At 36.7% G+C, this 26261-nt stretch carries 19 protein-coding genes; 15 read left to right on the top strand and 4 right to left on the bottom strand.

Going from position 1 to position 26261, the window contains the following annotated elements:
- Window positions 1-74: 74 nt before the first annotated feature.
- From EO118_RS03950 to trmFO, 10 genes are all read left to right on the top strand, one after another.
- Window positions 75-1835 carry a DUF262 domain-containing protein gene (locus tag EO118_RS03950; protein WP_127068737.1) on the top strand — a complete coding sequence of 587 codons (1761 nt, stop codon included), beginning with the start codon at window positions 75-77 and terminating at the stop codon, window positions 1833-1835.
- Window positions 1836-1977: 142 nt separating this feature from the next.
- Entirely contained in the window at window positions 1978-2856 is an 879-nt protein-coding gene (locus EO118_RS03945) for a DUF4261 domain-containing protein (RefSeq protein ID WP_206168275.1), read from the top strand.
- A gap of 185 nt (window positions 2857-3041) precedes the next feature.
- Complete coding sequence (gene rplS, locus EO118_RS03940; protein ID WP_009354025.1) at window positions 3042-3383, top strand: 50S ribosomal protein L19; 342 nt, start codon at window positions 3042-3044, stop codon at window positions 3381-3383.
- Between the two features lie 229 nt (window positions 3384-3612).
- Entirely contained in the window at window positions 3613-4506 is an 894-nt protein-coding gene (gene ylqF / locus EO118_RS03935) for a ribosome biogenesis GTPase YlqF (protein WP_127068735.1), read from the top strand.
- The gene (locus EO118_RS03930) at window positions 4493-5296 is read left to right on the top strand and encodes a ribonuclease HII (RefSeq protein ID WP_127068817.1); all 804 of its coding nucleotides are present in this window, start codon (window positions 4493-4495) and stop codon (window positions 5294-5296) included. Before ylqF ends, EO118_RS03930 begins: the two co-directional genes overlap by 14 nt.
- 244 nt (window positions 5297-5540) lie before the next feature.
- Window positions 5541-5897 carry a YraN family protein gene (locus EO118_RS03925; RefSeq protein WP_127068734.1) on the top strand — a complete coding sequence of 119 codons (357 nt, stop codon included), beginning with the start codon at window positions 5541-5543 and terminating at the stop codon, window positions 5895-5897.
- Window positions 5898-5912: 15 nt separating this feature from the next.
- Window positions 5913-7484 carry a YifB family Mg chelatase-like AAA ATPase gene (locus EO118_RS03920; protein WP_127068733.1) on the top strand — a complete coding sequence of 524 codons (1572 nt, stop codon included), beginning with the start codon at window positions 5913-5915 and terminating at the stop codon, window positions 7482-7484.
- On the top strand, window positions 7485-8588 hold the full coding sequence (gene dprA, locus EO118_RS03915) for a DNA-processing protein DprA (protein WP_127068732.1): 1104 nt from the start codon (window positions 7485-7487) through the stop codon (window positions 8586-8588).
- Between the two features lie 13 nt (window positions 8589-8601).
- On the top strand, window positions 8602-10851 hold the full coding sequence (gene topA, locus EO118_RS03910) for a type I DNA topoisomerase (protein ID WP_127068731.1): 2250 nt from the start codon (window positions 8602-8604) through the stop codon (window positions 10849-10851).
- On the top strand, window positions 10848-12167 hold the full coding sequence (gene trmFO / locus EO118_RS03905) for a methylenetetrahydrofolate--tRNA-(uracil(54)-C(5))-methyltransferase (FADH(2)-oxidizing) TrmFO (RefSeq protein WP_127068730.1): 1320 nt from the start codon (window positions 10848-10850) through the stop codon (window positions 12165-12167). The genes topA and trmFO overlap by 4 nt, the downstream gene beginning before the upstream one ends.
- A gap of 196 nt (window positions 12168-12363) precedes the next feature.
- Here the strand turns inward: trmFO and lgt are convergent, their stop codons facing one another.
- Window positions 12364-13176: a prolipoprotein diacylglyceryl transferase gene (lgt, locus tag EO118_RS03900; protein WP_127068729.1), complete on the bottom strand. Its 813-nt coding sequence runs from the start codon at window positions 13174-13176 to the stop codon at window positions 12364-12366.
- A 136-nt stretch (window positions 13177-13312) separates the two neighbouring features.
- Here lgt and EO118_RS03895 point away from each other — a divergent pair, with 136 nt between their 5' ends.
- From EO118_RS03895 to EO118_RS03885, 3 genes are read left to right on the top strand one after another with little or no spacing between them, the layout of a single operon-like run.
- Window positions 13313-14740 (top strand): glycosyl hydrolase family 18 protein, encoded by a 1428-nt coding sequence (locus EO118_RS03895; protein WP_240626920.1) that lies wholly within the window; start codon window positions 13313-13315, stop codon window positions 14738-14740.
- 51 nt (window positions 14741-14791) lie between these two features.
- Window positions 14792-17260 carry a leucine--tRNA ligase gene (gene leuS / locus EO118_RS03890; RefSeq protein WP_127068728.1) on the top strand — a complete coding sequence of 823 codons (2469 nt, stop codon included), beginning with the start codon at window positions 14792-14794 and terminating at the stop codon, window positions 17258-17260.
- Between the two features lie 12 nt (window positions 17261-17272).
- A complete protein-coding gene (locus EO118_RS03885; RefSeq protein ID WP_009354146.1) occupies window positions 17273-17752 on the top strand; it encodes a dCMP deaminase family protein in 480 nt (159 codons plus the stop codon).
- 142 nt (window positions 17753-17894) lie between these two features.
- Here EO118_RS03885 and EO118_RS03880 read toward each other — a convergent pair whose 3' ends face one another.
- Window positions 17895-18389, bottom strand: a complete 495-nt coding sequence (locus EO118_RS03880) for an S-adenosylmethionine decarboxylase family protein (RefSeq protein WP_127068727.1) — start codon at window positions 18387-18389, stop codon at window positions 17895-17897.
- Window positions 18390-18614: 225 nt separating this feature from the next.
- Between EO118_RS03880 and EO118_RS03875 the strand changes: the two genes are divergently transcribed.
- Window positions 18615-21431 carry an FAD-binding and (Fe-S)-binding domain-containing protein gene (locus EO118_RS03875; RefSeq protein WP_127068726.1) on the top strand — a complete coding sequence of 939 codons (2817 nt, stop codon included), beginning with the start codon at window positions 18615-18617 and terminating at the stop codon, window positions 21429-21431.
- Window positions 21432-21642: 211 nt separating this feature from the next.
- Here EO118_RS03875 and ade read toward each other — a convergent pair whose 3' ends face one another.
- Together ade and EO118_RS03865 are read right to left on the bottom strand one after the other, a co-directional pair.
- A complete protein-coding gene (gene ade / locus EO118_RS03870; protein WP_127068725.1) occupies window positions 21643-23325 on the bottom strand; it encodes an adenine deaminase in 1683 nt (560 codons plus the stop codon).
- Window positions 23326-23344: 19 nt separating this feature from the next.
- Entirely contained in the window at window positions 23345-24679 is a 1335-nt protein-coding gene (locus tag EO118_RS03865) for an NCS2 family permease (RefSeq protein WP_127068724.1), read from the bottom strand.
- A 636-nt stretch (window positions 24680-25315) separates the two neighbouring features.
- Between EO118_RS03865 and EO118_RS03860 the strand changes: the two genes are divergently transcribed.
- Window positions 25316-26233 carry a suppressor of fused domain protein gene (locus tag EO118_RS03860; RefSeq protein WP_127068723.1) on the top strand — a complete coding sequence of 306 codons (918 nt, stop codon included), beginning with the start codon at window positions 25316-25318 and terminating at the stop codon, window positions 26231-26233.
- The last annotated feature ends 28 nt before the right edge of the window (window positions 26234-26261 follow it).

The following is a 26261-nucleotide window of genomic DNA, read 5'->3' as shown; positions in this document are numbered from 1 at the left end:
AGTTAATTTTACTTTATATTACAATGTTCAAATTCGTTATAGGCTTGACCATATGTAAATTAGGAGATGGGAATGTGGCAACTACAATCGAGGTAAATAAAAGTAGTGTTAAAGACTTATTAATGACGGGAATAAAAGAAAAATTCTTGATTCCTGAATATCAAAGACCTTATGCTTGGACTGAGGATCAAGTTTTAACACTCTTTTCAGATTTAGTGGAATACACAAATAATCAAAATGAATCATCATATTTTTTAGGCTGTATTGTTTCCTTTAGTAATGAAAATAAGGAACAAGAAATAATAGATGGTCAGCAACGAATAACTACATTATTTTTGCTATTGAGAGCAATTCATAGAAAACTTCAAAAAATGAGTGATAGTAAGGAAAAGGATAATTTTATTAGACAGATTGAGCCAGCAATATGGAAAATAGATGAATTGACAAGCGTTGCTGACTATAGTTCAGTTCTTATTGAGTCAAAAGTACTAGAAGTAGAATATAATCAGATTCTAGAAAATATTTTAAAAACTGGAAAAGCTGAAGATAAAAATAAGGATAGATATTCGAAAAATTACAATTTACTGATAAAATTATTAGATGAATATGCAAATAATGAACCTTTAAATTTCTATAGATTCATAAATAATGTATTAAATAAGACAATTGTATTACCAATTAAAGCTGACACTCAAGAAACCGCATTAACAATATTCTCTACTTTAAATGATAGAGGACTACCTTTATCAGATGCTGATATTTTCAAAGTTCAAATATATAATAAACTTAATGAAGAGAATAAAACAAAATTTGTGGAAGAATGGAAAAAACTTACATTAAGATCAGAAATTGCAGGTGAAAGTATCCAAAAATTGTTTTACTATTACATGTTTTACCTGAGGGCTATGGAGAATGACAAAATAACAACTACTCCTGGACTTAGAAAATATTTTGCACAAGATAGTTTTTCTAGACTTTTTAAGGATAATTTATTACAAAATCTTAAAGATATTCTAGAATTTTGGGAAGTTGTTAATTGTAGAGAATCAAAAGAAGCAACATGGACAACAAATTTTTCTATATTAAGTATTTTAGATGTTCTTAGCTCATATCCAAATGAGTTTTGGAAATACCCAGTAATAATTTACTATTTAAAAAATAAGAATACAGAAAAATTTGAAGAAATATTTTTGATTTTTTTGAGAAAATTATTTATAAATTTATTTAAAGTGTATCTAGTATCTCCAACAATTAACTCAGTTAAAACAAGTATTTTGAACTTAAATTCGTCTATTTTACATGATGGAGTGGTAAAGTTTGAATTTAGAAATGTAACAGATGATGAGTTGCAAAATGGCATAAAACATCTACATAGAAATGCAGTTAGAATGTTATTAAAATTACTTGCGTATAATACAAAAGAACAAAAAGAATTATTACCTTATAATTGGGAGATTGAACATATACTACCAGTAAAATGGCAACAAAGTTATTTTAAGTCAAATGAAGATGAAGTAAATGAATTAATAGAGACAATTGGCAATAAAATTCCTTTTGAAAAGAGATTAAATATTATTGCAAGTAATGGATACTTTTCAAAAAAACAAGAACAGTATGCAAAATCTAATATAGAAATTACTAAACTAATGAGTAATGGTAATATAAAAGATTGGAAATTAGAAGAAATTAGAGAGCGCAATATAAGAATTATTGATGAAGTGCTTAAAACATTTAAGTCATGGGATAATAGTTTAAGTGATAAGAATGAATTATCAACTGAAGAAATAGAGGCTATTAAGCTAATCAAAGAGAAGAACTTACATAAATATTTATAGTTTATCTTGGTGGATATTATGAGTTAATTTTGTATTTTTCCACTTGCATTTCTATGTTGGAAGCTTTGGGCTATGACATCGAGATAACATATGTAAAAGAAATGAAAAATAGAATGTTATGTGTAAGAGAGGATACCTACTTATGAACAAAGAAGTAACGAATAACGAATTTAATTCATTAAAAGAAGATGAGAAAAACAATATACATTCTGACTATGCTAATGAAGAAGGTTCTACATCAGAAGAGGAAGCTGTAGGCTCGTTTTGTGGAAGTGTTTTACTTTCAGAAGATGCATGGGATAAAGAAAAATTAATCAGCGATTTAAAAGCGGATTGGGAAATTGAACTATCAAAAGGAGATACGGAAGATGAAGATACAATCGTCACCTATTTTGATAAATGTAGCATTATAATCACTAAATTCCCTGCACCTGTACCAAATGAAGAAGCTGAAATAAACGCAGAAAATAATTGGATGTGGGAAGAGGCTGTAGAGGTTACAAAGACTCATAAGGCTCACATTTTTGTAGCTATTTTGGGGGATGAAGAAGATGTAATAGCTAGGGGCATACTTTATACGAAAATCATGGCTACTTGCTGCAAGCAAGAAAACGCAATTGGCGTATTCACATGTGGTGTAGTATTTGAGCCTAGTTATTATATGAAATCCGCTGAGATGATTAGAGATGGGGATCTTCCAATTTTTAACTGGGTATGGTTCGGCTTATATAGGACTGAAAATGGGCTATCTACCTACACTTACGGAATGAAAACTTTTGGAAAATTAGAGCTTGAAATCTTAGATGTCGATGAAGAAGCAGGAAAATTGCTATCGTTTATATCTTCAATTTCATCATATGTATTGCAAGATGATGTGGAATTTAAGGATGGAGAAACAATAGGACTTTCTGCAGATGATATCCATCAAATCACACGGAGTAAAGGTGTTGCTCTTCCTGATCAGGACACACTAAAGATTTCTTATGAAAAGAAGAAAAAGAAGTCTTGGTGGAAGAGATAAGGAGAAATTTACTATGAAAACTGAATTTATTAAATTCTAAATAGACCTGAGTGCTTTTTTATATTCTTAAAATTCCCTCTTGCATAAAAACTTTCATTTATGATAGAATAATACTGTTAATTTGAGATGGTCCTCTGCTTATAAGGTGTAAGTAATGAACGTCTGCAAAATAGGAGGAAAAAATCGTGAATATTATTGATGTATTAGAAAAAGAACAGCTTCGCTCTGACATTCCTGAGTTCCGCGCTGGTGATACTGTAAAAGTACACGTTAAAGTTGTGGAAGGTAGCCGTGAGCGTATTCAGGTTTTTGAAGGTTTGGTAATCAACCGTCAAGGTGGTTCCGTTCGTGAAACTTTCACAGTTCGTCGTATCGCTTCTGGCGTTGGTGTTGAACGTGTATTCCCACTTCACAGCCCACGTCTAGCTAAAATCGAAGTAACTCGTCGCGGTATCGTTCGTCGTGCTAAATTGTACTACTTACGTAACCTTACTGGTAAAGCTGCTCGTATTCGCGAAAAACGCTAATTTAAAAGGGTTAGCCATGAGACGTAAGTCTATGGCTAGCCTTTTTTTATTTCCTATGGCAATAACCATACATTGTAATTACTACTTGCAAATCCTGTCATGGTATCAGTCATATACTTTCAGATTAATCATGTAATTTGATAGTAGTGTCATGATAGATAAAAGAATTGCATAGGAAGATAGTGAATCAATACTTGTATAATGCATATAATAGACGAATAGGTGAAGTATGAGTCAAGAAATTTTTCCCGTAGTGCAGTGGTTTCCAGGCCATATGGCAAAAGCCACTCGTATGATTACGGAACATAAAAAGAAAGTAGATGTGGTTATCGAATTACTGGATGCACGTATTCCTCGGAGTAGTGCTAACCCAGTGATTCGTGAATTGATCGGCGATAAGCCACATGTAGTGATTTTAAATAAATGTGATTTGGCGAATCCAAAAGCTACAAAAGAATGGATTGAATTTTTCAAAAACGAAGGTATTCATGCCATAGCTATTGATTCCAAAAATGGGAAAGGTAATAAACAGTTGGTGAAAACTGTAGAATCCTTAGCACAGCCCATCATCGATCGTTGGCTAAAAAAAGGTATCAAAGGTCGCACCGTGCGCACTATGATTTTAGGTATTCCTAATGTAGGAAAATCTACATTAATTAATAAATTAGCTGGTTCTGCTGCTACACGTACCGCCAATAAACCAGGTCATACACGGGGGCAACAATGGGTTAAAGTAGGTAAGAATCTAGAATTATTAGATACGCCTGGTGTATTATGGCCTAAATTTGAAGACCAACGAGCGGCAGCTCGGTTAGCTATGACAGGAGCTATTTCCGACGATGTATATGATTTAGATTCTGTTATCAAGCAATTGTTGGCATATTTAGAAGAGCATGAACCGACATTATTGCATGAACGCTATAAATTGACAGAAGAGGAGCGTACATCCGTAGATGCTATGTTAGAGGCTATTGGTCGTCGTCGTGGTTGTCTGGTAAGCGGTGGTGTCGTAGATTATGACAAGGTACGCCGTGTAATTTTAACAGATTACCGAAATAATAAATTAGGATACATTACCTTTGATGGCGTCGATGAGGAGCCGTACTATGTTGACGAAGAGTGAGTTTCAGGAACTTAAAGTTAAAGATATTAAAAATCTACTGCAAGGTGAATGCCCTTTTGATTATGTACAATGGGCGTTAGAAGATTCTCGTGAATCCGTGAAACACGCAGCTGGTGTGTATTTACGGAAGCAGAAAAAAGTCTTAGAAGAGCAACAGCGTTTGGAAGCTATGTACACCTATGAAGAAAGCTTTTATGAGGAAGGCAAATACCTAATCGCTGGTGTAGATGAAGTAGGTAGAGGTCCTATTGCAGGTCCTGTAACAGTAGCAGCTGTTATTTTACCACCTCATTGCAAGCTAGTAGGGTTGAACGATTCAAAAAAACTAACGCCAGAAAAACGAGATATCTTATTTGATCAAATCATGGAGGTAGCAGTGGCGGTACACTGTGTGTCCTATGAGGCAGAAGTCATTGATACACTCAATATTTATGAAGCTACACGACAAGCTATGTATGAGGCGATTCGTAATTTGCCAGTACAGGCAGAGGCTGTATTATCGGATGCGATGAAATTACCAGATTTAGAGGTACCTGTAGAATCTTTGATTAAAGGAGACTCTAAAAGTGCATCTATTGCGGCTGCTTCCATTGTAGCAAAGGTAACACGGGACCGCTTCATGGAATCCATGGAAGAAGAGTATCCAGGGTTTGGTTTTGCTATTCATAAAGGATACTATACAGATGTACACAAGCAGGCTATCAAAGACTTAGGTATTACTCCATTGCATCGGCATAGTTTTGAACCTATAAAATCCATTGTAGCAGGTAAGCCTGTGGAAGAGATATAAACGGTAGAGTATTAGCCTAGTATAGGCTTACAGGTAATATCGTATCTGTCATCTCTATTGGTGATAAATAATAGTATATCGTTTTATAAAAGCATTCTTATAGATGATTCTATGAGAATGCTTTTTGCATATCGATAATTGTATATGGATTATAACACTCTTAGAGGAGCACACTCCTAACAGTGTGGGTTCTACGGTTTACATTCTTTCATTATGAAAGTAATGTAGAGCTAAGGAGGTGCCTATGAACCATATTGAATTAGGAAGATACGGAGAAGACCTAGCTACGAATTATTTGAAAGAACAAGGGTATGATGTACTGGAACGAAATATACGCTATCGATTTGGTGAAGTAGATATTATCGCTAAAAAAGAAAATATACTTATTGTAGTAGAAGTGAAAACGAGACGTACCCAAACCTATGGAATGCCCTGCGAGGCGGTGCATTGGAAAAAGAAACAACACATACGTCATGTTATATCTATGTTTTTGGCAACTCGTGATATAGAGTATGAATCTATACGATTTGATGTGATAGAAGTATATGTACCTCAAGCAGGAGATTCTGAATTACGGCATATGAAAGCATGTCATTTATAAGATAGGAGGAGAACCATGTATGCAAAAACCTATGGAGTATGTGTAAGTGGTATTGATGGCTATGTGGTGACCGTAGAAGTAGATATTAGCCCAGGCTTACCAAGTTTTGATATTGTTGGCTTACCAGCTACCTCTGTGAAAGAGGCAAAAGAGCGAGTCCGATCGGCTATCAAAAATGGGGGCTTTGAGTTTCCTATGAAACGAATCGTGGTCAATTTGGCGCCTGCACATATTCGGAAAGATGGATCATCCTTAGATTTAGCCATTGCCATGGGTATTTTAGCAGCCCTAGAGGAAGGTAAACATAAGAAAAAACAGTCTATACAATGGAATCACCATGTATTTATAGGAGAGTTATCATTGGATGGTTCTTTGCAACCTGTAATGGGTATGTTATCTATGGTGATGGGGGTGACAAATCAGGAGTTAGGAAATGAACATAGTTATACTTCTATGGTAGAAGATATTATTGTGCCACTGGGAAATCATGAAGAGGCTACTAGTGGTTCCTCTATGCCTGTATATGGTTTGTCTACTTTATCTGAAGTTGTAGAATTAGTAGAGCATCCTGAAAAGAAAGCAAAGCTGTGTGTACAGACATCGATAGTGCCGTCAAAACGTAGAGTGGAAATATTAGATTTACAAGATGTAAAAGGACAAGTGATGGCTAAGCGAGCCTTAGAAATAGCAGCGGCGGGTGGGCATCATTTGTTGATGACCGGACCTCCTGGGTCGGGAAAGACTATGTTAGCTAAACGATTGCCGTTTTTATTGCCACCTCTTTCACGAGAGGAACAACTAGAGGTAAGCCGTATTTATAGTGTGATGGGGTTATTAAAAAGTGGTCGATTAATGGAAGAGCGACCATTTCGGAGTCCTCATCATACGAGTACCTTAGTGGCCATGGCAGGAGGGGGACAACCACCGAAACCAGGGGAAATCACGTTGGCTCATAAAGGTGTGTTATTTTTGGATGAAGCACCAGAGTTTCGTAGACCTGTTATAGAGGTATTGCGACAACCCTTAGAAGAACGACAAGTACATATTGCACGCATTGGTATGGCAACGACCTATCCCAGTGATTGTATTGTTGTCATGGCTATGAACCCATGTCCATGTGGATGGTTTGGGACGGAAGAAGACCATCGATGCACATGTACAGCTACGCAAATTCAACGGTATCAACGGGTTTTATCGGGTCCTATTTTGGATAGAATTGATTTAGTAGTTCCCGTAGAACGGCCTACGTTAACAGAGATATATGCACCAAAGGATGAAGTTAGTACGAAACAAGTACGGAACCGTGTAATTCGTGCGAGAGCTATGCAAACTAAAAGGTACAAGGGTACGAATATCAGTGTGAACTCACATTTAAGTCATAGTGATATTGAAATCTATGCGAAACTTTCTGAAGAAGCTAAAAATTTACTAGATTCAGCTTTTACCACGTTGCATTTGAGTTTACGTAGTTATGACCGCATCATCAAGGTAGCAAGAACGATTGCTGATTTGGCAGAATCTGAAGAGATTTTGGCAGAGCATGTGGCAGAGGCCTTAAGTTATCGGCAAGTACAGGAGGGATTGTAAATGAAAGAGGAAATCTATGCGAGTGCTCTCCAACATGTGGTAGGATTAGGTAATGCTAGTTTAGGTAATTTATTTACTTATTACGAAAGTGCAAAGGAAGCTTGGCATCATGTGTTACATCATAATGTAGAACCATCGTTAGGTTGTAAATATGAATTGTTTGATGAAATTCGTCGACCTATCAATGAAAGCTTTCTATTACAATTAGAAGAAGATTTAGAGCGCTTTCATATGCATGTGATTACTTGGGAATCTCCTTACTATCCTAAATCGTTACTAGAGATTTATAATAGTCCTCGAGTGTTGTATGGGCGTGGAAATATAGAAGTGTTGCAGCATATGGATCGTTCGTTAGCAATGGTAGGCGCTAGAAAATGCTCTTCTTATGGTGTACAAGTAGCTAGATACTTTGGCCGTGCTTTATCTAACTTAGGTATTATCGTTGTTAGTGGCGGCGCTATGGGCATCGATCGTGCTAGCCATGAAGGAGCTTTGCAAGGACAAACTCCAACGATTGCCGTCATGGGCTGTGGTTTAAATGTAACCTATCCAAGAACAAATCGGAATTTATTTTTAGAAATTTTAGAAAAAGATGGATTATTACTATCTGAATATGGACCGCATATGCAAGCTAAGAGCCATCACTTTCCTTCTCGAAATCGAATTATTAGTGGTATGACGAGAGGCACCATTGTTGTGGAGGCAAAAGCTAGCAGTGGTTCTTTGATTACTGCTGATATGGCGATAAATGAAGGAAGAGATGTGTTTACTATACCAGGGAATGTATTGACACATACTTGTGATGGAAATCATTGGCTTATTCAGCAAGGGGCTACTGTCTTAACAGATCCTGAACAAGTATTGCATGAATATGGTTGGCAAAAAGTCGCAAAGTATAGTAACATGAATAGTGAACAAGTAAACACAGTGAATGAAGAGGAACAACGTGTACTAGAGGCTATGAATCCTGGTGGAAATACGACGATAGAAGAATTAGTACATACTACTCAATTGCCGTTAACAAATCTTCATACACTGCTGTTACAATTAGAACTAAAACAAATGATTACACATACCTCTCAGGGGTATGTACTACATACTTAGAGGAGGAAGATTTTTGGCCATTACTAGATCCTTCGTTACAGGGGAGAAAAAAAAAGACAAAGAAACAAAAGAAGCTGTCAAATCAAGCGCCAAAGCACCAGAGTCTAGACCTTTGGTTATGCGTCCAGAACCGATTACAATGGAACATAAACGGACTTTCAAAAAAGATGGAAAAACTTTAATCATCGTGGAATCTCCAGCAAAGTCAAAGACTATTGAAAAATTTTTAGGAGATGACTATGTGGTAAAAGCTAGCATGGGACATTTGAGAGATTTACCTAAAATGCAAATGGGTGTATCCATTACTAATGGATTTTTACCTAGATATTTGAATGTACCAGGTAGAAAGGCTGTTATCGAAGAGTTACGTAAAGAAGCAGATAAGGCAAAAGCTGTGTATTTGGCAACTGACCCTGACCGTGAAGGAGAGGCCATCTCTTGGCATTTAGCTCATATTTTAAATATAGATGGTACTACGCCATGTCGGGTGACTTTCAATGAGATTACTAAGCATGCTATTCAAGAGGCGATTTCAACACCTAGACCGATTGATATGCATATGGTAGATGCTCAGCAGGCTCGTCGTGTATTGGACCGTATTGTAGGTTATAAATTAAGCCCTTTGCTTTGGAAAAAGATTTGCAAAGGCCTTAGTGCTGGACGTGTTCAATCCGTAGCCGTACGCATTATCTGTGATCGGGAACGTGAGATCCAAGCCTTTATTCCAGAAGAATACTGGACTATCGAAGGTGTGTATCAAACCGCTAAGAATGAACAATTTGATGTGGTAGTGACTCACAAAGATAATGAAAAGTTAACGATTTCTAATGAAACAGAAAGTGATGCCGTATTAAGCGTTATTCGTGGCCGTGAAAGTGTAGTTAGTTCTGTAGAATCACGGCAACGTAGTCGTAAAGCACCTGCTCCTTTTACGACGTCTACGATGCAACAAGAAGGTGTACGCAAACTGAACATGAATGCAAAGCGTATTATGTCTGCTGCGCAACATTTATATGAAGGTAAAGAAATTGGTGGCTATGGTCATGTAGGTTTGATTACCTATATGCGTACGGATTCCACTCGAATATCGAAGGAAATGCAAGAAGCGGCTAAAGCCTATATTCTTAAGAATTTTGGAAAGGAGTTTTATCCGAGTAAACCAAATGTATTTGGAGCGAAGGCGAACGCACAAGATGCGCATGAAGCAATTCGCCCTACTATGTTGGAATTACCACCTAAAGCAGTAGCGTCCTATTTAACTAGTGATGAGCTAAAATTATATACCTTGATTTGGAATCGATTTTTAGCGAGTCAAATGGCTCCACAGAAAAGTGAAACAGTAACTATGCACTTTCATGTAGATGAGTATACATTGAAGGCTTCTGGGAATCGTGTAGTATTTAAAGGCTTTACAGAAGTCTATGAAGACGCAAAAAAAGAAGATGACCATATTTTGCCAGCCCTAGAAGAAGGGCAAGCTATTATGCCTATCTCTATGGATGGTATACAGCATTTTACGCAACCTCCAAGCCGTTATTCTGAGGCAGGTCTTATCAAGGTATTAGAAGAACAGGGAATTGGTCGACCAAGTACGTATGCAGCTACTATTGATACGATCTTAAAACGGAATTATGTGGAACGTAAGGATAAACAATTTATTCCTACTGATTTAGGATTTGCTGTGGTGGAATTTTTAACAACTCATTTTGAAAAGTTTATTAATATGAAATTTACTGCCTCTATGGAGGAAGATTTAGACCATATTGCACAAGGGACTAATTTCTACGAAGCTGTTATCCATTCATTTTATGATAGTTTTGAGAAGGAATTACACACAGCTGAATCGGCTGAGAAGATAGAACTGGAGGCAGAGAAGAGTGGTATCCTTTGTGAAAAATGTGGACATGATATGGTCTATAAACTAGGGCCTTATGGTAAATATTTAGCATGCTCTAACTTTCCAGATTGTCGAAATATTAAGTCCATTACAGTTAGCACAGGGGTAACCTGTCCGAAATGTAAATCTCATGAAATTTTAGAACGTAAATCTAAGAGAGGTCGTATCTTTTATGGTTGCGAAGGGTATCCATCTTGTGATTTTACTATGTGGGATAAACCTATTGATAAAACCTGTCCCGTTTGTGGCAGCTTAATGGCTGAAAAAGTATATAAAAACGGCAATAAGAAAGAGTTTTGTTCCAATCCTGATTGTGAAACAAGGCCAAAACGTAAACCTAGAACAAAGAAAGAAGATAAAGAATGAAAGAGTTTGTAACTATTATTGGAGCTGGTCTTGCTGGCTCTGAGGCAGCCTATCAATTGGCTAAACGTGGTATTCCTGTACACCTATATGAAATGCGCCCAAAGGTGTCTTCACCGGCTCATCATACAGATCAATTTGCGGAGTTAGTATGCTCTAACTCTTTGCGTGCAAATACCATAGAAAATGCAGTGGGTCTTTTGAAAGAAGAAATGCGTCGCTTAGATTCCTTAATTATGGAATCTGCCGATGCTACTCAAGTTCCAGCAGGTGGTGCCTTGGCCGTAGATCGTCATGCTTTTAGCAAAAGGGTCACAGAACGTATTAAAGAACACCCCTTAATTACGGTGATTCATGAAGAAGTGACTGAGATTCCGGCAGAAGGTATTGTTATTTTTGCAAGTGGTCCACTTACATCAGAAGCATTAGGAACTAAGATTAAGGAGTTAACTGGCTCTAAAGATTTTTATTTCTATGATGCAGCAGCCCCTATAGTAACAGCAGATTCTTTGAATTACGATAAAGTATTTGCTGCCTCACGGTATGATAAAGGGGATGCAGACTATTTAAACTGCCCTATGACGAAAGAAGAATACGATGCTTTCTATGAAGCTCTGACTACAGCTGATGTGGTACAACCCAAAGATTTTGAAAAAGAAATTTATTTTGAAGGTTGTATGCCTGTAGAAATTATGGCATCCCGTGGGGTAGATACATTGCGTTATGGACCTTTAAAACCAGTTGGTCTCGTAGATCCTCGGAACAATATTGAGTGGCATGCAGTAGTGCAGTTACGCAAGGAAAACAAAGAAGCTACTATGTACAATTTGGTGGGCTTTCAAACACATTTAAAATGGGGCGAACAAAAGCGAGTATTCCAAATGATTCCAGGTTTAGAGAATGCAGAATTTATTCGCTATGGCGTGATGCATCGTAACACGTATATTAACTCTCCAGAACTGTTAAACCAAGCATTCCAACTAAAGTCTAATCCACGATTATTCTTTGCTGGTCAAATGACAGGTGTGGAAGGTTATTTAGAATCAGCAGCTGCGGGTATGATGGCAGCCATCCAAGTGGCACGTATGTTACAGGATAAAGAATTTGTTACATTCCCGAAAACAACGGCTCTTGGTGGGTTAAGTCATTATATCAGTGCCTATGAAGGTTCTAACTTCCAACCAATGAATATAAATTTCGGTATCATGGAACCTTGGGGAGCTAAAGTACGTAAGAAAAAAGAAAAAAATGCATTAATTGCGCAACGTGCTTTAGATGAATTAGATGCATTAATTGTAGAAGAAGAGTTACTATCTTAATTCATGAATTGGTACCCAATAGGTATAGTACTATAGATGTACAAAGGAAATAGAACCTTGTAATAATTGAAGTCTTATAAATATGAAAAAGAGGAAAGAAGTCGTCATGACATTCTTTCCTCTTTGTATTTATAATAGATATGTTATTATATTGATGTTGCGTCTATCACGACGTGTTGGAAGATAATAGAATCTATTATTTTACTTTTTTGCTTTTTTCAGTAGGGAATACATGTGTATCTGTTGTTCCTTTATAATGAAGGTATAGCCAGATACCAAAGGATACAGCCATTACTATTAAGCTGGTAACTTGTGCAGATTTAAATCCTAATGTTAGATTTACATAATCTCCACGTAAAAATTCTAAGAAGAATCGTAAGCTAGAATACAAGAATGCATATAAGCAGAAGATTTGCCCTTTTTTATGAGGGAACACGTTAGCCAATAGTAGGATAACAAACAAAATAATATCTACTTGACCTTCCCAAATTTCAGCAGGCCATAATGGCTGATTACCATAGGTACGGTATGCCAAAGTTGTTTCTGGATAGAGAATACCGAAGTTCCCTCCAGTAGGGTGACCAAAGGCATCACCATTCATAACATTCGCCATACGTCCTACAGATTGACCTACCATAAGGGCTGGTGCAAATAAATCAGCAAATGCCCAAGGATCTACCTGTTGTTTCTTTAAATAATAAATCCCTGCAATAGCTCCTAACAATACGCCACCTTGGATAGCCATACCACCTTGCCACACATAAGGGATTTCCAATAAGTGATTGTGGTAGTATCCCCAGTCGAAGAAGAATACATCCCATAGTCGAGCACCAATGATGCCAGCGATAGCGACAGTAATGGTGAAATCCACCATATGCTTTTCCCAACCACGGCCATCTTTTTTCATAATAAAGTAGCCCACAATAGCAGCACTAATAATACCTAAAGCAAGTAGTAATCCGTAGGCTCTGACAGGAAAGCCTCCGATGAAAAATAAATATTGATACATAGTACCTCCTGATATTTTACTAAATATATTTTTAATATTCCTACCTTTGTAGTGTACCATAAATTTTAGAGAAATAGTATAGTGTTCCCAATATATAGACTGAATGTGGTATAATATAAAGATTAAAGGAGCGCTTATGAAACACTTACAATTTATGAAACATATGGTGCTAGGAATATCAACCTTGAGTTTGTTTGCTTCCTATCAAGTGGCAGAGGCAACAATCCATATTCCTTTTCCAGCACTTTCCAATACAACAACAGCAGTAGCACCTACACAATACGTAGGTCCTATGTTACATGTCCCAGAGAAACAAGAAGTTACATTGCCGATTACTATGGTATTTGATCCCATCGTATCAGAAACGGCGTATGATACAAAGTATGTGCAGAATGGCACGTCAATCATATCTCCAAGTTGGTTTGAATTGACTACGACTGGTCTAAAAGCAAGTCCTAAACTATCTTATGACTATGTGAATCATTATAAGGAAAAGGGCTATCGTGTGTGGCCTTTAATCACCAACCAATTCGATCCAGACATGACTAGTAAAATCCTTGCGAGTGAATCGATGTGGGAACGATACAAACAAGGTCTTATTAATTATGCTACAGAGTATGGTTATGATGGATATAATTTTGATTTTGAAAATGTTCATTACAAAGATAAAGCACAGCTAACTAAGTTTGTAGATTTTTTAGCGAAAGGATTACGAACGTATAATATCCATAGCTCTATTGATGTAACGGGATATTCCAATAGTGAAAACTGGTCCTTAGTGTATGACCGTAAGGCCTATGCTGATGCAGTGGATTATGTGGTGCTTATGGCATACGATGAAACGTGGGCATCCAGTGTTACAGCGGGACCAGTCGCCTCTTATCCATGGGTGAGAAAGCATACAGAGCAAATGCTTTCAGAAGTGCCAGCGTCAAAACTCGTACTGGGTATTCCATTTTATATGCGTGAATGGTCTGTACCAGTGAAAGGTTCTTGGGAAGGAAAAGCAAAAAGTAAAACCCTTGCTATGACCAAGGCTCTAGATTTAGAACGTGAATACAGAGATGCGTTGCGTTGGGATGATCGTTTAAAAGGTAATTATTTAACATTAACGAATAAAAATGGCGTCTATGGTATCTATGATGAAAAGAAACCATATAAGGGAACACTCACAAAAATTTGGTTTGAAGATCCACAGTCTTTAAGCTATAAAGTAGGTCTTGTAAAAGAATTACAACTTGCAGGAGTAGCGGCGTGGCGTAAAGGTTTTGAAGCTAGTGATGTGTGGCCAGTGTTGAGTTTTGCTCTAGATAGTGCTACTACAAATAGCACTGAAAAAGGGAAAGCGGATTCAGATAAAAAAGATCATAAAAAAGAAGTAAAAAAACAAGAAAAAAAGAAAGATAAGAAGAAAAAGTCTAAACATATAGATACTTCAGAAGTGACAAAAATTTCTAAAGATGGTAAAGAAGTGGTGTTAAAATTTAAGAAACCACATAAACAGTCTGATGAAACAGGCATTGTAAAGGTTACGAAAGAAAAAAAGTCTTTGCCTAAAGAGTAAAGTTTGGAGTATACTTAAAAGTATTAATACATACGAATGAGGAGGCATAGCATGTACGAAAAATACGTGGCGCAAGATATTGAAAAGAAATGGCAAACATATTGGGAAGAGTCTGGAGTATTTAAAACAGAATATGACCCAAGTAAAGAAAAATATTATGTATTAGAAATGTTCCCATACCCATCTGGTAACTTACATATGGGGCATGTGCGTAACTATTCTATCGGTGATGTAGTGGCGCGTTTCAAAAAGATGCGTGGATTTAACGTATTACATCCAATGGGATGGGATGCTTTCGGTATGCCTGCGGAAAATGCAGCGATTAAACATGGTGTGTCTCCAAAAGATTGGACATTGGATAATATTGCCAATATGACACGTCAACAAAAAGAGTTGGGCTTATCCTATGATTGGGGACGTGAAGTTGCGACTTGTAAAGAAGATTACTATCGCTGGACACAATGGTTATTCCAACAATTCTATAAACAAGGCTTAGCTTATAAAAAAGAAGCGAAAGTAAACTGGTGTGAACATGACCATACAGTATTGGCGAATGAACAAGTTATCGATGGGAAATGTTGGCGCTGTGACAATGATGTGGTAAAAAAGGACTTGAAACAATGGTTCTTAAAAATCACTGATTATGCAGATCGCTTACTAGAAGATTTAGATACATTAGATCAATGGCCAGACCGTGTAAAAGCAATGCAACGCAACTGGATTGGTCGTAGTGAAGGTACACAATTTGCATTCCATGTGCCTAAAATTGATAAAACTTTTGAAGTGTATACAACACGTGTGGATACTTTGTTTGGTGTGTCTTATGTGGTATTGGCACCTGAGCATCCATATGTAAAAGAATTGATTCAAGATGCTGCTAATAAAGCAGAATTAGAAGCTTTCATCGAAACATTACGCAACCAAAGTGATATTGAACGTACTTCTACAGAAGCAGAAAAAGTAGGTATGTTCACAGGTTCTTATGCAACACATTCTATTACGGGCAAAGAAGTGCCAATTTGGATTGCTAACTATGTACTTGCAGATTATGGTACAGGCGCTGTTATGGGCGTACCGGCTCATGATGAAAGAGACTATGCATTTGCAAAAAAATATGATTTACCTGTGAATTGGGTAATTCAAAATAATGCCCAAGATTTAGATTTCCAAACATTAGACGAAGCCTTTACAGAAGATGGTGTATTGGTGAACTCTGGTGACTTCAGTGGTAAAACATCAGAAGAAGCACGCCAAGCATTGGGAGATTACTTTACAGAACAAGGCACTGGTCGTAAGACTGTAAACTTCCGTCTTCGTGACTGGTTGATTTCTCGTCAACGTTACTGGGGATGTCCAATTCCAGTTGTGTACTGTGAAAAATGTGGAGAACAGCTAGTACCAGAGGATCAATTGCCTGTAAAACTTCCAGAAGATGTATCCTTTGATGGTGGTGCTATTTCTCCATTGGCAACTTCTGAAAGTTTCTTAAACACTACTTGCCCATGCTGTGGTGGTCCTGCTCGTCGTGAAATCGATACGATGGATACATTTATTGATTCTTCTTGGTATTTCTTACGCTATACTGACGCTCGCAATGACAAAGAAGTGTTCAACAAAGAAATCGCGAAATACTGGATGAATGTTGACCAATACATCGGCGGTATTGAACATGCCATCTTGCACTTATTATATGCACGTTTCTTTGTTAAAGTATTACATGATATTGGATTAGTAGAAGTAAATGAACCTTTCAAAGCTTTGTTAACACAAGGTATGGTGTTAAAAGAAGGTTCTAAAATGTCTAAATCCAAAGGCAATGTAGTATCTCCAGAAGAAATCATTGCCAAATACGGTGCAGATACAGCTCGTTTATTCATTTTATTCGCCGCACCAGTGGATCGTGACCTTGACTGGAGCGACCAAGGGGTAGAAGGTTCCTATCGTTTCTTAGGTCGTGTATGGCGCATTATCGATACATACCAACAATTAGGTGCATCTGGACATCATGATAGCTTATCTAAAGATGAAACTGCATTACGCCGTGAATTGCACCGTGCCATCAAAAAAGTAACAGAAGACTTAGATGGTAAATTCAATTTTAACACTGCCATCAGTACTGTTATGGAATTGGTAAATGCAATGTACCAATTTAAAGATAGTCATGATACAGTACAAAGTGAGTTAGCGAAAGAACTAGTTGAAAAGTTAACATTATTGCTTGCTCCATTTGTACCACATATTACAGAAGAAATCTGGCATGAATGTGGATTTGAAGGTTCTGTACATGCTGCATCTTGGCCGACGTATGAAGAATCTGCTTTGGTAGTAGATGAGGTAGAAGTGGCAGTGCAAGTAAATGGTAAAGTACGCGATAAATTGACAGTATCCGTTTCTTTATCTAAAGAAGAACTAGAAGCCGCTGCAAAAGCATTACCACGTGTACAAGAGTTTACAGAAGGTAAAACTGTTGTGAAAGTAATTGTAGTACCTAAAAAATTAATTAATATTGTAGTCAAATAAAACGAGGTTCCTATGGAAAAACGTAAGGACTATATTAGCTGGGATGAATACTTTATGGGTGTTGCCATGTTAGCAGGGCAACGCTCTAAAGATCCTAATACCCAAGTAGGAGCTTGCATTGTAAGTGATGATAATAAAATTTTATCTATCGGATACAATGGTATGCCCTTAGGTTGTGATGATGATGATTTCTCTTGGAATCGCAATCGAGAAGAAGACAATAAATACTTTTATATTGTTCATAGTGAATTGAATGCCATATTAAATTATCGTGGTGGTTCTTTAGAGGGAAGTAAAATCTATGTCACTTTATTCCCTTGTAATGAATGTGCCAAAGCCATTATTCAAAGTGGGATTAAAGAAGTCATTTATTGGCGTGATGATTATAAAGATACCCGAGAAGTGCAAGCATCAAAGCGATTGTTTCAAACTGCGGGAGTAACGATTACGGCTTATGAACCAAGCGGTAGACAATTATCCTTACAACTGTAATTAATTTGACTACATATGTATATAATAAGGCTGAACTTGTGGAATTGATTCCTAGGTTCAGCTTTTTATATGTGTTTAGTATAATATCGAACAAAAGAACGGCTAGCTCCTATTAGGGACTAGCCGTTTATATGTTCGATGTTTAATTGTTATTACCCATTACTTTTTTGATGGCTTTTACGCCCTTGGAAGTAATGTTTTTACCAGTTTTTGTCAATCGTGTACGAGTACGTGTTACTCTACCCATAGCAGTTAGAGAAGACTGTTTACGAGGCTTCATATCTCTTTCATTACCGAAGTCACCACGACGAATACTTGTGGCTTTTACTTTTTCAGAACCCACAGATCGTTGCAATTCTTTCATAATTACTTTTGGTTCTACAGATTTTTCAAATGTATATACATCTGCTGCTACATAGCCTAATTGTGGATACGCATGAAGAATTACATGGCAATGATGAGATACGGCTACCAAGAAGATTTCATCTTCTAATATTTGGCAATCAATTTCCTCAACACATTGATTAGTAATTGCTAAGGCATTTACAATAGCATCTTGTAAGACAGCAGGAGATTCTATTTTTTCATCAATACAAGAATATAAATCAATTAATACGTGCTCACCTAAAACGTGCATGTTTTCACCTACTTTCATTCATAGTCTATTATATAAGATTATTTTAATTTTGTAAATTTGTTATACTTTTTTGTAATAGCACTAATTATAAAAATTAATTATAGAATTTACTAAACTCTACTACTATGGTAAGCTATAGATAAGACATAGAGAGCTATGCCCTTTTGAACGAGTTGTTCAAATTTGTAAATGATACTACATAAGGTAATGCTAGGAGGTCCTATTATGAAAGCACCGTTACGTTACGATTTTGCTTCTTTTTCTACGGAAGCGCAGGCTGTATGCCCTGAACGAGTATTTACAGATTTTTTACACCGCTATGCCTATGGTGTAGATGCTTCTTGTTATTCCTATGTACCACAAGTGGTAGTGAAAGTTAATAATGAATCAGAAGTGATTCGTATTTTAGCTTTAGCAAATCAATATGGTACACCGGTTACTTTTAGAGCAGCAGGTACATCTTTATCTGGACAATGTTCTAGTGAACATGTATTAGTGGTTGCTAATGATGGCTTTAAACGAATGGAAGTATTAGACGGAGGCAAAGCATTACGTTGCGATTGTGGCGTTATTGGGGCCGATGCGAATGAAAAGTTAGCTCCTTATGGACGCAAAATTGGTCCAGATCCAGCTACTATTGCGAGTGCTTTAGTAGGGGGGATTTTCAATAATAACTCTTCTGGTATGTGCTGTGGGACTGTAGAAAACTCTTATCAAACAGTAAAATCTGTTCGTGTTGTATTGGTGGATGGTACGATTTTAGATACTAGCGATCCAGCTAGTGTACAAGCTTTCATGACCTCTCGTGCTGATCTTGTGAAAGGATTATTGGATTTACGTAAATGGATTTTTGATGATCCAGAATTAGTAGAGTTAATTCAACGTAAATTTAAAATTAAAAATACAACAGGCTATTCCATTAATACCTTAGTTGACTTTGAAGATATTGTGGATATTTTAAATCATATCTTTATCGGTTCTGAAGGCACATTAGGTTTTGTATCTGAAGTGGTGTACAACACAGTAGAAGATAAAAAATTCAAAGCCTGTGGCCTAGTGTTCTATAAAGAGTTATCTGATGCATCTAGAGCTGTTGTAACATTAGCGAATATGGGACGTAAATATGTAGTATCTGCTGAAATGATGGACTATCTAAGCTTAAAAAGTGTACAAAAATTAGAGCAAGTACCTGATTTTGTACGTGGTGTACCAGAGGGTACTAGCTGTATTCTATTCCAATCTGAAAGTAATAACGAACAAGAATTGGCGGAACAAGTGGAATATATTAAAGACCAATTAAAAGATATTCCTACGATTATTCCAAGCTTATATTCTACAGATCCAGCAGAATATAATTCATGGTGGTATATCCGCAAAGGCTTATTACCAATTGCTGCAGGACAACGTAAATCTGGTTCTACTGTAATCACAGAGGACGTATGCTTAAAAATTGAAGATTTCGTTAAAGGTATTGGAATTATTACAGAATTATTCCGTACCTATGACTTTATGGATAACGGCATTATCTTTGGACATGCCTTAAGTGGTAATGTTCACTTTATTATCACCCCAGATTTGAATGACCCTAGAGAACGTGATAATTTCAGTGGTCTTGTGAAAGAAATGGCAGAGCGTGTAGCAGCTGTAGAAGGTAGTATTAAAGCTGAACATGGTACAGGTCGTATGGTAGCGCCATTTGTAGAACTAGAGTGGGGTGTTAAAGCTTACCAAGTTAACCGCCGCATCAAAGAATTATTTGACCCTACGTATTTGATCAATCCGGATGTTATCATTACTGATGATCCAGATGTATATAAAAAGAATTTAAAAGCCATGGCAGCTATCGATCCATTGTTCAATATGTGTATTGAATGTGGTTTCTGTGAAAAGAACTGTCCATCTAAAAACTTAACATTAACACCTCGCCAACGTATTTCTTTAGTGCGTGAAGAGACTCGTCTTCGCCAAGAAGGTAAACATGCTGAAGCTGATGCATTAGCTGAGGGATACCAGTATTATGGTGTGGATACATGTGCAGCATGTTCCATGTGTTCCATGCTATGTCCGTTAGGTATTGATACTGCACAAATTGCCTTATCTGTTCGTAAAGTGACGGCAAAAGGTCATGGCATTGCAGAAGCGATTTATGATAACTTCCCAGCTACTTTAGCAGCAGCTCGCATGGGTGTAACATTAGGTGGTGCAGCAGGTAAAGTAATTACGAATAAGTTAATCTCTAAAATTACAAAAGGTGCTCACAAACTAACAGGTGTGACACCATATGCTCCAACTACATTGCCAAAAGCTAACCGCCACACATTGAAAAGCCAACGTAATACTGTAGGCAATGATAATGTTGTGTACTTCAGTACTTGTGTAAATCGTGCATTCAAACCAAATCAAGGACAAAAAGATACACGTAGCTTACAACAAGTAATGGAAAACTTATGTAAAAAAGCAGGGTATAATGTGATCTATCCACGCCATATTGAAAACTTATGTTGTGGTTTGAGCTTTGAAAACTATGAAGACATTGATAAACGGGCGTTGCGGGATTTAGAAAATGCTTTATTAGAAGCAAGCTGTGGTGGTGTATATCCAGTTGTGATTGACCATTCTGCATGTTTCTCTCATGCTTTTAAACATATCAAATCTGTTACGATTCTTGATGTATCTGAATTTTTATATACTCATATCGTGCCTAAATTAGATATTGTGAAATGCAAAGAACGAGTTATCGTTCATAAACAATGTAAAATCAAAAAAGCTGGTAAGGAAAAATATATTGAACTTATTGCACGAGCATGTACTGATGAAGTATTCAATATTAAATCCTTTGCATGCTGTGGTTTCGCAGGGCAAAAAGGTTTCTTCACACCAGAATTGAACCATTCCGCTACACGCGATTTGGGAGATGAAGTGAAAGAGTATGGTGCAACACTAGGAGTAAGCTCCAGCTCCACATGTGAAATCGGCTTAGGCGAACGTGCAGGTATTCCATTTATTGGTATTGCTTACCTATTAGATGCATGTTCTAAATAACTATCTATTACAACCGTATACAATGAAAAAAGCAGCCCTTTTGGGGGCTGCTTTTCTGCATATCATAATATATTGAACGATTAAATACCATGGGAAACATATTGTTTCTATAATAAGTATGTGGATTACTGCTGTACAAGTAGATACTGTAAAAAAGGAAGGAGGGACCGAAGTCCCTCCTAGGTATAAGGGGTGTATATAAAAATATGTATTACTCACCAAAAATAGCAATTCCTCTTGTAGTGATTTTAATCTCTGGAATCACTGTTAAGCATAGGAAGCTTAAATTAATAAAAGGATCTAATCCACGGTTTACCCCCATAGAATAGGCAATTTCTTTCATTTCCGCAACTTTTGCATCCACAACTTCATGGCTTTCATTCGTAATCAGCCCCATAATTTCTAGTGGAAGCTCAGCGATCACTTTACCTTCACTAGCAATGACATAGCCACCACCAATTTCTTTCAAACGCTCAATAACAACTAGCATATCGTGGTCATTGTCTCCAACTACGATGACATTATGTGCATCGTGCGCTACTGAAGTACCAATAGCACCATTTTTAATATCATAGCCTTTGATAATCCCTACACCATTGTGTCCTGTTGCATGATGACGTTCAATGCATGTGATCTTATTAAATGTGCCATTTTCTATGAAAAGGTCATTGGATACAGGAACTTCTTCGTGTGTCATCTTGGTTAACAACGTGCCAGGAATTAAATTAATGATTGGCATTGGACCAGTGACAGGTAAATCTAGTTGAGATGGTTTAAATTCACCAATGTTAATAGTATGTAATAGGTGAGTAGGTGTTTTCTTCTCATGTGTATAGGTACGAGAAATTTTTTTACCACCTATTAATATATCGTGAATTGTTACTTCCTTATAGTCATCTAGTATAATAAGGTCAGCTTTATAACCAGGAGCAATGGCGCCTTGATCACGAAGGTGATAGGCTACACAGGAATTATAAGAGGCCATTTTATAAGTTTGAATTGGGTCTAGACCAAGTTCTATGGAGCGTTTTACATTGTAACTAATATGTCCTTTAGCAATAATATCCTCAATATGTTTATCGTCAGTACAGAAAGAGTATTTATCACAACAAACACCATCTTCAATGATGCCTTTTACGATGGCTTCTAGATTATGAGCAGCGCTACCTTCACGGATTAACACTTGCACACCAGCCATGACTTGAGCTTTTGCTTCTTCATAAGATCCGGCTTCATGATTCGTACGTACACCTGCCAATACAAAGGCTTGTAGTTCCTTGTCACTTACACCAATGATATGACCATCGATAACACGGTCCTCATAGACTTCTAACTTTTTCAGCATAGGAATATTTCCATTGATGACACGAGGAATATCCATCACTTCACCTAATCCTAAGATGCGAGGGTTTTGTTTAAGCTCGCTCAATTTTGGCGCTTCTAATATGCAACCAGTTTCTTCACCATCGATGGCAGGAACACAAGATGGTGCCATTACATACACATGTCCCTCTACATCGTTAGTTTCATCAATGATAAATTGAATCCCTTCAAGCCCAGCTACATTACCAGCCTCATGTGGGTCTACAATGAAAGTAGTAGTACCAAATTGTACAGCTTGATGAATTAACTCAGATGGATTAACTAGTGTGGATTCTAAATGAAGATGACTGTCTACGAAGCCTGGTACGATATATTTTCCTTGTAAGTCTAATTCTTCTTTACCTTCATAGGATCCAAGACCAACAATGACACCATTTTCAATAGCCACATCTGTTTGAACCCACTTTTCGCTAAATACATCTAACACTGTGCCATGCTTTAATACTAAACTTGCTTTTTCTTTGCCCAATGCTACACTGGACATTTGACTGTAAGAATTATAGTTAATCATAAAAAGGCTCCTTTACCCACTAAATAATAAATGGCATAACTTCTTTTACGATAAAAATAAGTGCTAGTACATACATAATGGCGGAAATATCTTTTTGTTGACCTGCTAGTAATTTAACCACCACATAACTTACAAGACCCCATTCAATACCAACACCGATGGAGTAGGTGAAAGGCATCATGATAATCGTTAGAAATGCGGGAATCCCTTCTGTGATATCTTCAAAATTAATTGTTTTAATACACATAAGCATGAATAAGCCTACAACAATTAAGACTGGTGCAGTGGCTGCTGCTGGAATTACCATTAATAAAGGAGCAAAGAATAAAGCAATTACAAATAAGATAGCAGAGGTAATGGCAGCAATACCAGTACGTCCACCTTCAGCAATACCAGCGGCAGATTCTACAGCTACAATATGTGGAGAGGCTCCAAACATACCAGCAATAGTTGTACCTAAAGCAGCTACTTTCATGCAATTACCATTCACTCGTTGACGATTTGCTTCTGGAACTTCAGCTTGTTCACTGAGACCAATCAATACACCTACGATGTTAAATAAGTTAACAAATAAGAAGGTGAAAACCACGAAGAACATGTCTGCTGTTACTAATTCAGAAAAGTCAAACTTCATAAAAACAGGAGCCATACTAGGTGGCAATGATAGAATACTATCTGGAATCTTAGTGATACCTAAAAAAACACCTAAAATGGCACAGACAATGATAGCGATGAACATGGTTCCTTTTATGCCACGAGCGGTCATTGCTGTAATTAAAATGACACCAATCATGGCGATGATGACATTTGAATCTGTAAAGCTACCTAATCCCACAATCGTGCCTTGATTCGCAACAACAATGCCAACGCTACTAAGACCGATTAAGGCGATGAATAAACCGATACCGGCGGTTACTGCTAATTTTAAATTGTGGGGAATAGCCTCAAAAATGTAATCCTTAATAGGTGTAAGTGCAATGAGTAAAATCAATAGACCCGCAATTAGTTCAGCAGTCAAAGCAAACATAAATGAGTGGTGCATTTGGATAACGACGGTGTAGGAAAAATACGCATTAATCCCCATCCCTGAAATGCCAATATAGGGCATATTCGTGTAAAAACCTAATAATAAAGTAATGATAATACCGCAGATAGCAGTAGCTGTAAACACAGCTCCCTCATTCATACCGCTAGCACCTAAAATGATAGGATTAACTGCTAATACATAAGAGACACAGAGAAAACTTGTAATACCTGCAAAGATTTCTCGCTTAATGGTGGAACCGCGCTCCGTTACATTACATTTACGATCCCAAAAACTGTTGTTACTACCAATAGTTGGACTGGTGTTCATAAAAATACACTCCTTTCACAATGATGTTGATAGTAGACCTTTACTATATGCTCATCATAGCATATATCCTTAGGTATTACGCATATCAATTAATCATTTTATCGTGGTTTATAAGATACTTAATTAAGTATTTTTGAATTTATATTCGGTAAACAGGGCGAAATATACGAAATAGTTAAAGTATACCTAAAATGTCAAGTTTTTATCAATTAATGAAGGTATAATGATAACGTTGTAAATGTCCGTATAGATAAAAGACATAAATATACAAACACTTATTATACCAAATTGTAATACATAGAATTCTAAAATGTGATAAAAGTCATTTCTAGTTGTAGATATATATGAAATAGATAGATTTTTTCTAGTAAACAACGTATACTTAAGTTAAAAATGACAGAAGATATAGAAGAATATTAGGATAGAGAAATAACATGTATTAATACACAAAAATGGGTTAGAATTAATTTATAAAGTATACTCACAATATGAGTTAGTCACATCAGAACGTATGAAAGCAATCGAAGAAGTTTTACTGCAACGAATAGAATGATTAGACGATAGTGTGAGAAGATCGTAATAGCTATATATTAGATAAATAGAAGGTTTTTCTAAAATATTAAAAAAGGAGATACTATGAAAATAAGTACAAAAATATTTGTATCAGCAGCTGTGATGGGACAAATCTGCTTATGGACTTTTGCTATGGATGATATAGCATCTGAAACAGTTCATAGTGCTACAGGTACAAGTTCTTCTGTTAGTGCATATGGTACTGAAGAGGGAGAAGAAACACTCAATGCTGGTGTAAGTAGACTTTCTTTCTTTGATTTTAAGTCAAACTATCCTAATAGCAAATTTGCTAATATTGCCCCTAGGGAACAAAAAGAGGATGAAGGAACTCCTGTTGCAAAAGAAACGCACCGCTATGGGATGGATGCTATAGAAAACGAAGTGAAACGTATACATCCCTTGTGGGAGAATGCAAGATACTACACACCGAAAATAGCTTGGGAATCAGGTGGAACTGAACCTTTAGAGCAAATTAGCATACATAAAGAAGAAGATTATTTTCACTTCATCACATATGGATTAACAGAACTGTATAATAAAGAAAGTAAAGACCAAACTAAAAGTGGATTTGGTATGGAATTAACATTTAAATTAAAAACTGGAGAGTATAAAGATCAAGCTGAGGAAAGAAGAGAACAGTTTAATATAATTAAGCTTTTGCAGAATTTTGCAAAATATATTATACAAGAAAATAGTAAAGTAGAGCCTTATGAGGATACTTATTTAGTAAAAGGTATTCATTCAAGTAAAAATACCGGTATAGATATTGCAGGTAGATCTAACATTGTTGCATTTATTACAGTTCCCGATAAGGACTTACAATCTCTTGACACACCATATGGTCGAGTTGACTTTATTGCACTGATTGGTATTACAAAAAAAGAGTTACAAGCGATTAGGAACCGAAAGATTACTGAAAAAGAATTGTACGAAAAAATTGGCACTGATGTGACTAGCTATCATCGAAAATCTGTAATATAGTTAGGGTGAATGGCAACTTTCATTGCTA

Origin of the sequence: Veillonella sp. 3891 (assembly GCF_003992315.1) — a bacterium.
Classification (GTDB): Bacteria; Bacillota; Negativicutes; order Veillonellales; family Veillonellaceae; genus F0422.
Note: the sequence above shows the minus strand (reverse complement) of the source record. Positions and strands in the feature narration are given on the sequence as shown.

Excerpts from the sequence above, each read along its gene's own strand:
- EO118_RS03945 (WP_206168275.1), top strand. The coding sequence starts at position 1,978 with ATGAACAAAGAAGTAACGAATAACGAATTTAATTCATTAAAAGAAGAT.
- ylqF (WP_127068735.1), top strand. The coding sequence starts at position 3,613 with ATGAGTCAAGAAATTTTTCCCGTAGTGCAGTGGTTTCCAGGCCATATG.
- EO118_RS03925 (WP_127068734.1), top strand. The coding sequence starts at position 5,541 with ATGAACCATATTGAATTAGGAAGATACGGAGAAGACCTAGCTACGAAT.
- EO118_RS03920 (WP_127068733.1), top strand. The coding sequence starts at position 5,913 with ATGTATGCAAAAACCTATGGAGTATGTGTAAGTGGTATTGATGGCTAT.
- dprA (WP_127068732.1), top strand. The coding sequence starts at position 7,485 with ATGAAAGAGGAAATCTATGCGAGTGCTCTCCAACATGTGGTAGGATTA.
- trmFO (WP_127068730.1), top strand. The coding sequence starts at position 10,848 with ATGAAAGAGTTTGTAACTATTATTGGAGCTGGTCTTGCTGGCTCTGAG.
- lgt (WP_127068729.1), bottom strand. The coding sequence starts at position 13,176 with ATGTATCAATATTTATTTTTCATCGGAGGCTTTCCTGTCAGAGCCTAC.
- EO118_RS03895 (WP_240626920.1), top strand. The coding sequence starts at position 13,313 with ATGAAACACTTACAATTTATGAAACATATGGTGCTAGGAATATCAACC.
- leuS (WP_127068728.1), top strand. The coding sequence starts at position 14,792 with ATGTACGAAAAATACGTGGCGCAAGATATTGAAAAGAAATGGCAAACA.
- EO118_RS03885 (WP_009354146.1), top strand. The coding sequence starts at position 17,273 with ATGGAAAAACGTAAGGACTATATTAGCTGGGATGAATACTTTATGGGT.
- EO118_RS03880 (WP_127068727.1), bottom strand. The coding sequence starts at position 18,389 with ATGCACGTTTTAGGTGAGCACGTATTAATTGATTTATATTCTTGTATT.
- EO118_RS03875 (WP_127068726.1), top strand. The coding sequence starts at position 18,615 with ATGAAAGCACCGTTACGTTACGATTTTGCTTCTTTTTCTACGGAAGCG.
- ade (WP_127068725.1), bottom strand. The coding sequence starts at position 23,325 with ATGATTAACTATAATTCTTACAGTCAAATGTCCAGTGTAGCATTGGGC.
- EO118_RS03865 (WP_127068724.1), bottom strand. The coding sequence starts at position 24,679 with ATGAACACCAGTCCAACTATTGGTAGTAACAACAGTTTTTGGGATCGT.
- EO118_RS03860 (WP_127068723.1), top strand. The coding sequence starts at position 25,316 with ATGAAAATAAGTACAAAAATATTTGTATCAGCAGCTGTGATGGGACAA.